General features: G+C 67.8%; 1 protein-coding gene. It reads left to right on the top strand.

The features are described from left to right. Window positions 1-724 (top strand): ProQ/FINO family protein (locus tag ADS77_RS21955; protein WP_235575844.1); only part of this gene is annotated, 724 nt, incomplete at both ends.

The following is a 724-nucleotide window of genomic DNA, read 5'->3' as shown; positions in this document are numbered from 1 at the left end:
CTCATGGAGGAGAATCGCGAGCTCGACGAGCAGAACAGTGAGCTGGAGGCCCACAACCGCCATCTCCACGAACGCCTGGCCGGCGGCGAGCCCGCCGAGGGCGGCTTCCGCCCCGGGCGTCGCTCCCAGGGGCTCTCGGCGCTGATTGGTCGGCGGCCCGCGGCACGCCAGGAAGACGGTGGCGCATCGCAGATATCGCCGGATAAATCCGGCTCCTACGACAGTCAGGTGGCTGCCTCGGCTGCTGATGATGGGGCGCGATCTATCGCGACCGCATCGCCGGATAAATCCGGCTCCGATGTAGGAGCTCGATTTATCGAGCGATCAGCCAACTCAGGCGCCACCCAAAGCGAGGCTCCCTCGCCCCAGGCGCTGCTCGACGAATGGTATACGCGCTATCCCTCCGCCTTCTTCAAGGGTCATACCCGCCCGCTGATGGTCGGCATCCACGAGGTGCTGGCCAGCCGCGAGCCCTGGCCCGAGAAGCTGGTGCGAAGGGCGCTGGCTTGCTACGTCAACCTGCCGCGCTACCTCAAGGCGGTGCGCGAGGACGCCGAGCGCATCGATCTCGACGGCCAGCCTGCCGGCAAGGTGGATGCCCAGTCGGCCGATCACGCCCACCGCAAGCTCGACCGCCTGCAGGGCGAGAAGCGGAACAGTCAGGGCCGCAAGCACCCGGGGCGCCAGAACGAGCGCCATAACCACAAGGGGCGCGGCAAGCCGG

It is taken from the genome of Pseudoalteromonas porphyrae (assembly GCF_001298125.1).
GTDB classification, from domain to species: Bacteria; Pseudomonadota; Gammaproteobacteria; order Enterobacterales; family Alteromonadaceae; genus Pseudoalteromonas; species Pseudoalteromonas neustonica.
Note: the sequence above shows the minus strand (reverse complement) of the source record. Positions and strands in the feature narration are given on the sequence as shown.